Origin of the sequence: Bacillus sp. SJZ110 (assembly GCF_006715455.1) — a bacterium.
Classification (GTDB): domain Bacteria; phylum Bacillota; class Bacilli; order Bacillales; family Bacillaceae; genus Bacillus; species Bacillus subtilis.
The window spans coordinates 632,226-645,041 of record NZ_VFNF01000002.1 but is presented as its reverse complement, the minus strand read 5'-3'; the positions used below and the strand labels follow the sequence as shown (position 1 = coordinate 645,041).

At 43.5% G+C, this 12,816-nt stretch carries 12 protein-coding genes; all 12 read right to left on the bottom strand.

What is annotated here, in order from left to right; all coding sequences use genetic code 11:
• Nucleotides 1–108: 108 nt before the first annotated feature.
• Nucleotides 109–1,257 (bottom strand): cell division protein FtsZ, encoded by a 1,149-nt coding sequence (ftsZ, locus tag FB592_RS08960; protein WP_003232167.1) that lies wholly within the window; start codon nt 1,255–1,257, stop codon nt 109–111.
• A 35-nt stretch (nt 1,258–1,292) separates the two neighbouring features.
• Nucleotides 1,293–2,615, bottom strand: a complete 1,323-nt coding sequence (gene ftsA / locus FB592_RS08955) for a cell division protein FtsA (RefSeq protein ID WP_003232169.1) — start codon at nt 2,613–2,615, stop codon at nt 1,293–1,295.
• Between the two features lie 173 nt (nt 2,616–2,788).
• Nucleotides 2,789–3,154 carry a small basic family protein gene (locus FB592_RS08950; RefSeq protein WP_003238683.1) on the bottom strand — a complete coding sequence of 122 codons (366 nt, stop codon included), beginning with the start codon at nt 3,152–3,154 and terminating at the stop codon, nt 2,789–2,791.
• Between the two features lie 17 nt (nt 3,155–3,171).
• A complete protein-coding gene (locus FB592_RS08945; RefSeq protein WP_032725658.1) occupies nt 3,172–3,879 on the bottom strand; it encodes a DUF881 domain-containing protein in 708 nt (235 codons plus the stop codon).
• A gap of 22 nt (nt 3,880–3,901) precedes the next feature.
• Nucleotides 3,902–4,597, bottom strand: coding sequence for a DUF881 domain-containing protein (locus tag FB592_RS08940; RefSeq protein ID WP_015483203.1), 696 nt, complete (start codon nt 4,595–4,597; stop codon nt 3,902–3,904).
• Nucleotides 4,594–5,385, bottom strand: a complete 792-nt coding sequence (gene divIB / locus FB592_RS08935) for a cell division protein DivIB (protein WP_021479335.1) — start codon at nt 5,383–5,385, stop codon at nt 4,594–4,596. The genes FB592_RS08940 and divIB overlap by 4 nt, the downstream gene beginning before the upstream one ends.
• Before the next feature lie 129 nt (nt 5,386–5,514).
• The gene (murB, locus tag FB592_RS08930) at nt 5,515–6,426 is read right to left on the bottom strand and encodes a UDP-N-acetylmuramate dehydrogenase (protein ID WP_003232182.1); all 912 of its coding nucleotides are present in this window, start codon (nt 6,424–6,426) and stop codon (nt 5,515–5,517) included.
• Between the two features lie 31 nt (nt 6,427–6,457).
• The gene (gene murG, locus FB592_RS08925) at nt 6,458–7,549 is read right to left on the bottom strand and encodes an undecaprenyldiphospho-muramoylpentapeptide beta-N-acetylglucosaminyltransferase (RefSeq protein WP_021479337.1); all 1,092 of its coding nucleotides are present in this window, start codon (nt 7,547–7,549) and stop codon (nt 6,458–6,460) included.
• A 120-nt stretch (nt 7,550–7,669) separates the two neighbouring features.
• Nucleotides 7,670–8,770, bottom strand: a complete 1,101-nt coding sequence (gene spoVE / locus FB592_RS08920; RefSeq protein ID WP_003244810.1) for a stage V sporulation protein E — start codon at nt 8,768–8,770, stop codon at nt 7,670–7,672.
• Nucleotides 8,771–8,830: 60 nt separating this feature from the next.
• Nucleotides 8,831–10,186: a UDP-N-acetylmuramoyl-L-alanine--D-glutamate ligase gene (gene murD, locus FB592_RS08915; RefSeq protein ID WP_003232189.1), complete on the bottom strand. Its 1,356-nt coding sequence runs from the start codon at nt 10,184–10,186 to the stop codon at nt 8,831–8,833.
• The gene (mraY, locus tag FB592_RS08910) at nt 10,187–11,161 is read right to left on the bottom strand and encodes a phospho-N-acetylmuramoyl-pentapeptide-transferase (protein ID WP_003232192.1); all 975 of its coding nucleotides are present in this window, start codon (nt 11,159–11,161) and stop codon (nt 10,187–10,189) included.
• A 111-nt stretch (nt 11,162–11,272) separates the two neighbouring features.
• Entirely contained in the window at nt 11,273–12,757 is a 1,485-nt protein-coding gene (locus tag FB592_RS08905) for a UDP-N-acetylmuramoyl-L-alanyl-D-glutamate--2,6-diaminopimelate ligase (protein ID WP_021479338.1), read from the bottom strand.
• Between the last annotated feature and the right edge of the window lie 59 nt (nt 12,758–12,816).

Below are 12,816 nucleotides of genomic sequence, written 5' to 3'. Positions count from 1 at the left end.
GTTTTGTTACTAAGCGAAGGAAGCAATAGGGAAAAAGACTTTATAAGAAGGAAAGTGTGAAGAGAAAAACAAAAAAGGACAAAATCGAAAACGATTTTGTCCTTTACATTAGCCGCGTTTATTACGGTTTCTTAAGAATGTCGGGATGTCAAGCGTATCATCAGCCGGCTGTGAAGTATGACGGCTTACTGTGTTCTGCTGCTGAGGTTCCTCACGTTTTGGCTCACGCTTCGGAACACTTTGATTGTGTGTTTTGATGCTTTGATTTAAGCTTGGACGCTGAGGCTTCGTCACGTCCTTCTCTTGTTCGATAAAGCCGGTTGCAATCACTGTCACCACAATCTCATCTTTTAGATTTTCATTAATAACAGAACCGAAAATCATGTTTACGTCTTGATCAGACGCCGAAGCGACAATGTCTGCTGCTTCCTGAACCTCATATAGGCTGAGGTTTGTTCCTCCAGTGATGTTCATGAGGACGCCTTGCGCACCGTCAATGGCCGCTTCAAGAAGCGGGCTGGAAATTGCTTTTTTTGCTGCCTCTGCCGCGCGATTTTCCCCAGTAGCAATACCGATACCCATCAAAGCAGATCCTTTGTTTGACATGATTGTTTTCACATCAGCAAAGTCAAGGTTGATAAGACCAGGTGTAGCAATCAAGTCAGAAATACCTTGAACCCCTTGGCGAAGTACGTTATCCGCTTCACGGAATGCTTCAAGCATCGGTGTGTTTTTATCAACAATTTCAAGGATACGGTCGTTCGGGATCACGATCAGTGTATCCACCGCTTCTTTCATTGCCGAGATTCCGCCTGCAGCCTGAAGCTGTCTTTTGCGTCCTTCGAAGGTAAACGGTCTTGTCACAACGCCGACTGTTAATGCGCCTAAGTCTTTCGCAATTTGTGCGATAACCGGTGCGGCACCTGTTCCTGTTCCGCCGCCCATACCAGCTGTCACGAATACCATGTCAGCACCTTTAAGTGCTTCTTCAATCTGCTCTTTGCTTTCTTCAGCGGCTTTTTTCCCGACTTCCGGATTCGCACCTGCTCCCAATCCTCTAGTCAGCTTTGCGCCGATTTGCATTTTCACTTCTGCTTTTGACAGGTTAAGAGCTTGAGCGTCCGTGTTTACCGCGATATACTCTACTCCTTGCACTTCATTTTCAATCATTCGGTTAACGGCGTTGTTACCGCCGCCTCCTACTCCGATTACTTTAATTGATGCTAAGCCGTCTATGTTTGTTTCGAACTCCAACATGCTAAATCCTCCTAATCTGCCGAATGACTATCTATCTATTCCCAAAACATGCTTAATAGTTTTTTCATTTTGCTCTGTTTATTATGTTCGGCTTGTGTTTTTTGTTTTCCTTTTGGCCGCTGCTGCACCTCATTTTGGTGATGATGCTGCTCTTGTTCCTCAGATGATGAGACTGCGATTTCCTGTATCGCTTCTTCAGGCATCTTAAAGCCTATTTTTCTGCCTTGGATTCTTGCATTCCGGCAGGCGAATTGGATCAGGCCCACTCCCGTCATATATTGAGGATCTCTTACACCGATATAATTCGGGCTTGCCACTCTGACATTGTTTTGCAGCACATCCTGTGCCAAAGACATGACACCCGGCATAGCTGCTTGTCCTCCTGTCAGCACGAAGCCTCCCGGCAGATCGGTAATTCCCATACTGCGAAGCTCTTCTGAAACAATTTCAAGAATTTCCTCTACTCTCGCTTCAATGATATTCGCTGCTTCTTGCTGTGTAAATGTTTGTTTTTGATTGGTGCCTATAACGGTTACCTCAAATATTTCATCTTCCGAGGCTTCGTCATAGTAGGCATGTCCAAATTGCTTTTTCACGCGTTCTGCTTCTTCTGTTGACGTTCTCAATCCGATGGAGATATCTTTGGTGATATTTTCGCCTCCGAGAGGAATGACACGGGTAGAAGTGAGATGTCCGTTCTGGAATACGGCAATGGTTGTTGACCCTCCCCCTATATCAATGAGAGCCACACCAAGGTTTTTCTCGTCCTTTGATAATGCAGCAGAACCGGCTGCCAGCGGCTGAAGGCAAATATCAGTTATTTCAATACCAGCTCTTTCAACGCAGCGGAGTAAGTTATGTAAGATTGTTTTTGAACCGGTGATCAAGGTGCCCTCTACTTCTAAACGCACACCCAGCATTTTTTTCGGGTCGGTGATTTCATCTCTTCCATCTACGATAAACTGTTTAGGAATGACGTCAACAATCAGCTGTTCATGCGGTACGGAAACAACCTGTGCCGCCTCCATGACACGGCGTACATCTTCAACCTGAATTTCTTTATTTTCACTGGAAACTGCTACAACACCGTTTGTATCTTGAATATTGATATAATTTCCATTAACGCCGACAATAGCTTTTCTAAGCGGAAAACCTACCATTCTTTCAGCTTGGTCAAACGCTTTTCTTATAGAATGAACGGTCTCATCTATATCAACGATTGAGCCTTTTTTCAACCCTTCAGACGGTACATTTCCCACACCGATAATATTAAGGGAATCATCTGTCATTTCTCCGACGATCACTTTTGTATTGGACGTACCGATGTCAAGACTGACGTAAAGTTCATTGTTGTTCATTCTATGGCACCTCCTCACATTTCGATCATTTCTATTCTATTATTTGCGGAACAACAATACAATGAATGTGGCTTTACAAGTGTGTAACAAAAAATAACAACAGAATATTTTTATGTGCTTTTCACATTTTATGTTTATTGAAAATATTCGTTATATCCTATGTATATCCTCTTTTATATCACATTTTTTTTATTTTTTTTAGAAAGAGTCCACTTTGTTAGTAGATTTCTTCTGATAACGGCTATATTCTGAAATAATCTGACTCCAAATGCGAATATACCTGCTAAATACAAGTCTACACCAAGATGGACTCCCAGAAAAGCTAAACTTATTGCCAATATAATATTAAAAAAGAAACCGGAAACAAATACCATTTCATCATATGTACCTTGTAAATGCGCCCTGATTCCGCCGATTAATGTATCAAGTGCGGCAAGCACCGCAAGCGATAAATAGTTTGAGTATTCACTCGGTATCGTTAAGTTTGTCATTAGTCCAATCGCTATTCCGAGCACCAGTCCCAACACGGGCAGCCACATGACAATTCTCCTCCTTTTCAGTCTTTAAGCAGTTTCAGCTGTTGTACGTCCAGTGGTCTGTCATATGCTTTTAATGTTAGTTTGCTTTCAGATTTACCGGCTTTTAATGCTAAATTTTCAGATGCAAAAAGATCCTCAAGGCCTGACCCCTTCACTCTGCTGTGTAACATGTCCGGATCTTTGGCAAGCACTTTTACTGTTAAAGGATAATCGTCAAGGGCGTATCCGTCTATTTTTGTAGTGCCGTTTATATCTCTGATGACTGTATGATTCACAACTCTTCGCTCGTTAATCGAGATATGCTCTGCACCGTAGGAGTTGAGTTCATTAATCAGCTTTTTCAGCAAATCCGGAGGCGGATTTTCGACCGGCTCTCCTGTTAAGCTTTCAGAAAAAAGCGGGGAAATCGTAATGACAATTCCGCTACCTGTTATATCGGTCATGCCGGCTGTTTTTTTTAAGGATTGCAAGGTATTATTTAGCGCGGTTTCTTTTGTCATTTCTTTCGTTTGCGAATAGCTATTCAGCAGTTTGTCATATTTGTTTATTTCAGCCAGCAGCTTTTCCTGCTTCTTCTGCTCTGATGTCAGCTCTTCCCTAATATCCCACATATCTCTTGTATCCCGGACTTTGGGGTGCTTTAACGAATTAAACTGAACAGATATCATCAGGCCGAAGATGACCATAAGCACACTGATGCTTATGAAGGAACGCTTTATTTTCAATCTATTTCACCCGCTTTTTCAGTCATTCCTTCGTTTTCAGAATCGGTTTCATTTGTACGTTTTTCTCTTTTTCTGCCGACACAGAAATATGATCCATTGACAGCTGATCAATTAGGCCTCCTGCGATATTTAACGAGGGCAGCAGGACATCTGGATCTCCAATAGCGGATACCGTAAACGGAGCGGGATGCTGCACCCCGTCTACCGTTACCACAGGACCATTGCATTTGATATACGAATCATGCGTCAAACGCTGTCCATTAACGGCGACAGCTGCCGCTCCTGAGATATACAGTTCGTTTACTACTTGGAAGATATGGCTTTCGTGAACGATGTAACTATTCACATTCTCCCCTTCCGGTATGTATGACGCATCTTCCAATGTCACCTCAACGCCTTCTCCCTGCACACCGACTTCCCCAATATACATCCTGTATTTTTCTGTATCTTCGAGGACATTATAGTATTCCGACTTCTCTTTCTTCAGCTTATTTTCCGCCTGGCGGACTTTGTTTTGCTTTTGATATAATTCTTTTTCAAGCTTCTTATTTTCTTTCTCTTGTTTCAGAAGTTCATCTCTCAGCGCATATTCTTTTTTCCACTCTTCCGTCTCAGCCGCGCTTTTGTTGTTTTCTTTTGTCATTTGAAAAGAAAATGAAATCAAAAAGCCTGCGATAAGCATAATCAAGGAAAGAAGGACTGCTGATTTGCCCCTCAATTTTCATCTTCCTTTTTAGCAGCTTTATCGTTTTTCCCAAACTCTTCAAAATAGGTGGCAACTTCTAAATGAATGATTCCTTTTTTATTGCTGCTTAGCTGAGAAATGATAGAAGGATACGTCTTCATTCGGTCTGCAAACGTTTTAATAGATGCAGTGACAACATAACCGTCGTTCATGTACAACTTAATACGGTTTTCATCCATTTTTACAGGCGTATAATAAATCTCTGAAATCGACTGTTTTAACGAATTTGACAACGCATCGAGCTGCTTGGCCATTTGAGACCGCTTCTTCGCGTTTGTCCAATTCACTAAAATCGGTCCGGCATCATCCGGCGTTACTTCGTTTGGCAGAACTGAGCCGTTTTCAAGCACTTCATAGTACACATCGTCTTTTTCTAAATAAGCAATCGCTTTATATTCTTCGATTGCAATGTTGATTTTATTAGGAAGCGATTTGCTGATCTCCGCTTTTTTCACTAATTTATTTTGCTGAATCTTCTTTTCTGTTTTTTGCTTGTCCAAACTCCAAAACTCAGTATCTCCGCTGTTAATATCGGAAAGGTCGATAATTTCCTTTTTTGATACATTTTCATTCCCTGTAACAGAGATTGTTGATACTTTACTGATTGGTGTTTGCAGGTACACAATGATCAGCACCATAATAAAAAAGAGCATAATAAATGAAATGAGACGGCGGTTTGCCTTTTGTTTCCTCTGCTCTTTAATTTTAGGGATCCGCTCTTCAATGTTAACGATTTTTTCTCGGTCATGACCCGGGTTCATTGCCTGTTCACCTCATTCAAATGAAACAGCTGTTAAAAGTCTGTCTATTCCAAAACAAACGGCATACTATGATGCCGTTTGTCGTTTGCTTACAGTATATCATATGAACAGCTTCAGTCAGAACTTGAATCAGCGATTTCCGCCGATGATTTCAACCTCTGTGTGCATATCAATCTCGTATTTTTCACGGATTGTCTTTTTCACATGGTCAATGAGATCAAGCACATCTTTTGCTGATGCTCCCCCCGCATTGACGATGAAGTTTCCGTGCATCTCCGATATCTTTGCACCGCCGATTTGATATCCTTTCAAGCCTGCTTTTTCTACAAGGTTCCCGGCATGATTGGGAAGCGGATTTCTGAATATGCTTCCCGCACAAGGGCTTGAATACGGCTGTGTATTTTTTCTATAGTCTTTATTGCTTTGCATTTGCTGAACGATTGATTCCTTATCCTTCTGCTCCAGCTGCAAAACAGCTTCAAGGCAAACGCCCGGGCGTTTCTTTTGCAGTACAGATGTCCTGTAGCTGAAATCCATCTGCTCATTTGTCAGCCACTCAATCGTTCCGTCTTCAAACAAAATATGCGCTTTGACGAGGATCTCGCTCATATCAGAACCGTGAGCGCCGGCATTCATATAAACCGCTCCGCCGACTGATCCTGGAATGCCGGCAGCAAATTCCAAACCGGACAGGCCTTTTTTGCTCAATGATGTAGCAAGGCGGACCACTGAATAACCGCCTCCGACTGTTACTTGCTCCCCTTCAAGCTCCAAATGGTCAAGACCCGCACCCAGCTTGATCACTACGCCTCTAATTCCTTCATCTAAAACAAGAAGATTTGATCCGCGGCCGATGACTGTCCACTTCACATCATATTTTTTAATCACGTCCATGATGTCTTTAACAGCATCTACACTGCTTGGAATGACCAATACATCCGCAGGTCCGCCGATTTTCATCGTTGTATGATTCGCGAGCGGTTCATTTGCAAGAACCTTGCCGACTTCGCGTTCTTTTAATTCCTGTATCACTTTCTCCATCGTAAACCTCCGCATTCCATTTGCTTTTCTACTATTTTTTTAATTCCTCGAGTACGCTGTATAAACGGGCAGCCGCGTCAGGAACACCGAGTGACTTTGTTCGTTCGCTCATTTCCTTTAACGTTTGCTCATTCAGTACAATCCGGTCTAGCGCTTCAATCAGCTTCTCCCCGCTGAGCTCTGTTTCTTTCAGTACAATCGCCGCATCATGCTGGCCAAGAGACCTCGCATTGACCTCCTGGTGATTCGCTGTCACATATGGACTCGGGATCAGAACACTTGGGATTCCGAGAGCAGTAATTTCGGCAATCGTTGTCGCACCGGCTCTGGCCACAATGACATCAATGGCCTTTAAATACTCAGGCATTTGATGAAGAAACGGCTTTGTGACCATATTATCAGCGGCACCCTTGCTTTTCAGCTCATTCATTACTTTTTCATAGTGAACTTCACCGGTGATATACAGCACTTGATAGTCTCTTGTTTTCAGCGCATTCTGCATGTCAATGACAGCGCGGTTAATCGGTGCAGCGCCTCGGCTTCCGCCGAAAATTAAGACCGTTTTTTTGTCTTCAGAAAGCCCAAATTCAGCCATTGATCGTCCCGTCTTTATTGAGACGACTTCAGAGGCTCTCGGGTTTCCCGTAAATACAACTTTCTCGCTAGGAAAATGTGATTTCGCTTCTTCAAAACAAATCGCTACTTTATTAACATATTTTGAAAGAAACTTATTCGTGATGCCCGGCAGGCTGTTTTGTTCATGGACAATAGTCGGAATTCCCATTTTCGCAGCGGCATAAACAACCGGCCCGCATACATAACCGCCCGTTCCAATTACGGCATCGGGCTTAAATTCCGCTAAATACGATTTACTCTTTTTGACGCCCTTCAGAAAACGCATCACAGTCTTGACATTTTCAAATGACAATTTTCTTTTAAATCCTGTAATTTCAATTGAACGAAACGGTATATTCTCCCGCTCAACAATTTTTTTCTCCAGCCCGTTTTCTGTTCCGATATATAAAAATTCCACATTAGGATGACGTCTTTGCACTTCTTTAATAAAAGCAAGCGCAGGATAAATATGTCCCCCTGTACCGCCTCCGCTTATTGCAATTCGCATTTCTTTTCCCCCAGTCTAAGTTTCTCTATAACATAACGATAACCCTGTTTTGTTGGACAGGGTTATCGCATCAATTGTTTCCAAGCTTCATGTTAGACAGGAAGCATGGACATACATTCGTTAATACCTCGAGTAGCGGCTTACATTCAGCAGCACACCAACTGCCATCAGCATTAGAGTCAATGAAGAGCCTCCGTAGCTCAGAAACGGGAGCGTGATGCCCGTTACAGGAATCAGGCCCGTGACTACGCCGATATTTATCATGACTTGAATGGCAATCATTGAAATAATGCCGACTGCGACAAAGCTTCCGTACAGATCAGGGGCACCAAGCGCAATTCTGATTCCTCTCCACAGCAGGACGCTGAAGAGGAGCAAAATAAGTGTTCCCCCGATAAAGCCCAGCTCCTCTGACAAGATGGCGAAAATAAAGTCTGTTTGCGGCTCAGGCAGATAAAAGAACTTCTGTCTGCTTTGTCCGAGCCCCATTCCGAACAACCCGCCGGGCCCCACTGCATAAAGCGATTGAATGATCTGAAATCCGCTTCCGAGCGGATCTTCCCATGGATTTAAGTATGAGGTAATCCGTTTAATTCGATATGGAGCCGATAGTACGAGCCCGACAAATCCGCTGAGGCCGATCAGCCCGAGAAAGACGAAATGGGCGATCCGCGCGCCGGCTACAAAAATCATGACAATACAAGTTCCGACCATTACTGTCCCCGTTCCGAGGTCAGGCTGGCACATGATAATCAAAAATGCTGAAAACACGATGCCAAGTGCGGGGACGAACCCCCGTCTGAACGATGTGATGTTTTTTTGTTTTTCAGAGAGAAATTTAGCAAGGAATGCAATCATCGCAAGCTTCATAAACTCTGAAGGCTGTATGCTGAATGCTCCGACTCCGATCCAGCTTCTTGAACCGTTCCGCACCATTCCGACGCCCGGTATCAAAACAAGCACCAGAAGGAAAAAGCAGATAACCATCAGCAATTTGGACCATGTCCTCCAAGTCCAATAATCGACATTCATGATAAAAAACATAGCAATGACGCCGATTCCCGCAAACAAAAGCTGCCGTTTCGCGAAAAAGAATGAGTCGTCAAATTTATAATCCGCCCATACCGCACTCGCACTGTACACCATAATTAATCCGATTGTTAATAATAATAACGTAATGATGACCAATAACAAATCAGGCGATGTTTTTTTAGTAGTCAAAGCAATCGACACCCCAAGCTTAAAGTCATTAGGGCTGCCGATTTACTTCAAGACAAGCCCTTACTTAAGCATATGCACGGCATCTATAAACATGTCACCGCGTTCTTCAAATGTTTTGAATTGATCCCAGCTCGCACACGCGGGTGACAGCAGGATGACATCTCCTTCATTTGAGAGCGCAAACGCCGCAGATACTGCTTGTTCAACATTATCGACACGTTTGACATGTTGTATTCCCAGTTCATTGCCGAGTTTCTCAAGTTTTGGCGCCGTCTGGCCAAATGTAAGCACTGCTTTGACATGCTTCATATAAGGTTTCAAGTCATCAAAACCATTTCCGCGATCCAGTCCGCCCGCAAGCAGAATGACCGGCTTATCAAAAGCTGAAAGCGCCTTGCTTGTCGCCAGAATGTTTGTTGCTTTACTGTCGTTATAAAATTTGCGGCCATTCACAGTTGTGACATATTGGAGGCGGTGCTTCACACCAGTAAAGCTTGTCAGCACCTTTTTAACCGCCTCATTGGAAGCTCCTGCCGTTTTCACAACTGCAATAGCTGCTAAAATGTTCTCCAGGTTATGAGCACCGGGCAGTACAACCTCTTCCAGAGGAAGAATGGCTTCGCCGTTAAACATAATCATACTGTCTTTTACATATGCGCCCTGTTCAAGCGTTTTGCTGACTGAAAACGGGACGATTTCGGCTTTTCCGGCTTCAGCAAGACGCACGACGGTTTCATCATCCTGGTTGACAATAGCTTTATCTGAAGCAGTCTGATGAAGGTACACTTTCTGTTTCGCTTTTTCATAGTTTTCGCGCGTATGGTGATAATCCAGATGGGCGTCAAATACATTTAAAATCAGGCTGATTTCCGGTCTGAAAGCGTGTGTTCCCATCAGCTGAAACGAAGACAGTTCAGTAACGATCCATTCATCTCCATCAGCATGATAGGCAACCTCACTTGCGACTGTGCCGATGTTTCCGGCAATCAGTGCTTTTTGCGAGTCAGCTTTGAGCATTTCGTAAATTAGCGTTGTCGTGGTCGTTTTACCGTTCGATCCGGTAATCCCGATAAACTTGGCGCTGGTCAGGTAGTAAGCGAGCTCAATTTCCGTCCAAACCGGAATGCCTCGTTTCTCCGCTTCCTGAACCATGATATTTTCATAAGGAATTCCCGGGTTTTTGATCAGAATCGTGATTTGATGCTGATCGAACAGAGAAACTGGATGCTCTCCGCAAACAACTTCGATTCCTTTTTCAGAAAGCTTTTGTGCCGGTTCATTTTCTTCAAAAGGCTTTTGATCATTGACTGCAACATAAATGCCTTTTTCATGAAGAATGGAGGCCGCCGCATATCCGCTTTTCGCAAGCCCAAGGATTAAAAAATGCTGTTTCTGTAAAAATTGATCATTTTCCACTTATAACCACACCTCGATGTAAATTCCTAAAACGGCAAGCAAAAGTCCCGCAGCCCAAAACGTCACGACTACTCTCCATTCAGACCAGCCGACAAGCTCATAATGGTGATGAAGCGGACTCATTTTAAAGATTCGTTTACCTGTCGTTTTAAAGCTGATGACCTGCAAAATAACGGATAATGTCTCGATAACGAATACACCGCCGATGATAACCAGCAGGATCTCTAATTTCGTTAAAATGGCAATGGTAACGATGGCTCCTCCCAATGCAAGCGATCCCGTATCTCCCATAAAAACTTTGGCCGGATGAGCATTAAATACAAGGAAGCCCAGAACTGCACCGACAACGGCAACTGAGAAAATCGCTACGTCATATTGAGACTGATTCCATGCCAGAATGGCAAAGGCGCCAAAGGCAATCGCCGCAGTACCGGATAATAACCCGTCAAGGCCGTCAGTCAGGTTAACTGCGTTTGATCCGCCGACTAGCATAAAGAGCACAAGGATAAAGTAAGCCCAGCCAAGATCAAATGATAAGTCAGTTCCAGGGATGCGAATATCCGTCGCAAAATTGTAGTAATGATACACAGCGTAAAATACAACTGCAATAATAATTTGTCCGATCAGCTTTTGCTTTGATGTCAACCCAAGATTGCGCTTCATGACAACCTTGATGTAATCATCTAAAAAGCCAAGCAAACCGTAGCCTAGCGTAACAAACAGAAGCAGCACCATTTCGGGGCTTATTTCTGAAAACTTCTGTGTCATAACAATTGTTGTCACTATGATAGAAAGTATGATCATGACCCCGCCCATTGTCGGTGTCCCTGATTTTTTCTGATGTGATTTCGGTCCTTCTTCTCTAATACTCTGGCCGAATTTTAATCTTCTTAAAAACGGAATAAGAATCGGAGAGAGCAGAACACTAATTAAAAACCCCATTAAAATTGTAAACAGAATGACTTGCTCAAGCATTGTCCTTTTCTCCTCCTGTTTCTTTCAAACGACATACGTAGTTATCATATTCATGATTTTTTTCCATATGAAAAATCTTTTCAAGCTCCATTATTCAGTAACATCTCTTTCCTATGAATTCGTCTTATTCTTATTGAGTTCAACAATGGCTCTCGCCGCTACTTCAGCATCATCAAAATCGAAAGTTTCATTTCCGATCTGCTGATAGGTTTCATGTCCTTTTCCGGCAATGAGGACAACGTCGCCTTTTTTGGCATTGGCAATTGCGAAAAAGATCGCCTGCTCGCGGTTTGCAATACTGTGATAGTATGCGTTCTCTACTCCGGCTTCCATATCTCTTAAAATCGCGCGAGGATCTTCGCTTCTCGGGTTATCTGACGTGAAAATCGGCTCGTCAGCCAGCTCCACAGCAATTTTAGCCATTTTCGGGCGCTTCGTCTTATCTCTGTCTCCTCCGCAGCCGACAACGACAAATAGCTTTCCTTCCGTCATATCTCTGCATGTCTCCAGCACATTTTCAAGGCTGTCCGGTGTGTGCGCGTAGTCTACAATGACAGGAAACTCCTGCTGCTGATTGACCAATTCAAAACGGCCTCTTACACCATGCAATTCTTCAACAGCCTCAGTGATGATTTCAAACGGTATGCCTGCTGCAATACATGTTGCAACAGCGGCCAGCACGTTATACACATTAAATTGTCCGACGAGAGACATCGTGATGTGCTTCGTGCCTTTGTTTGTCACGAGATCAAAGCTTGTGCCCTGTGCAGTGATACTGATGTTCTTCGCCATCACATCAGCATCGTTTTTAATTCCGTATGTAGAGATATGCGCAGCTGTTACCTTTTCAAAATAAGCGCTCGCCTCATCGTCAGCATTCAGTACGGCACGCTTTGGATGTTCATGGTTGAAAGCCCCGCCAAGTTGGGAAAAGAGCAAGCTTTTTGCATGCCGGTACTCATCCATCGTTTTATGATAGTCCAGATGGTCCTGTGTTAAATTCGTAAACACGGCAATATCATAATCACAGCCATGGACGCGTCCTAAAGACAAAGCGTGAGAAGAAACCTCCATGATAGCAGTGTCAACGTGCTTGTCATTCATTTTCTTAAACGTTTTCTGCAGCGTGACGCTTTCCGGAGTCGTGTTTTTAACAGGAAGTGTTTCGTCTCCGATTTTCATGTACATTGTACCGATCAAGCCTGTGCGTTTTCCCGCTTTTCTCAGAATCTCATCGACCATGTGGGTCGTTGATGTTTTGCCGTTTGTCCCTGTTATCCCAATCAGCTGAAGCTTCTTCGTCGGCTGTCCGTAAAACGCATCAGACAAAACGCTGAGCGCGCGAAGTGACTGCCGGACAATAATAACAGGAACATTCACATCGACTTCTCTTTCTGCCACAATAGCCGCTGCGCCGTTTTCTACTGCTTTTTGCGCGAAATCGTGGCCATCCACCGTATACCCTTTTACACATACAAAAAGACTCCCTTTCTTTACTTCTCTGGAGTCCATCTCAATTGAAGTTATTTCAGGGTCTTGTGAGTCGTTTACAGAAGGTTCGGTTGTTAAGTATGTAAGCAGCTTTGTAAGTTTCATCGTATCAAACCTCTCAACATTCTAATTCGTTCTTTTTATCATTGAAGTCACATCAAATG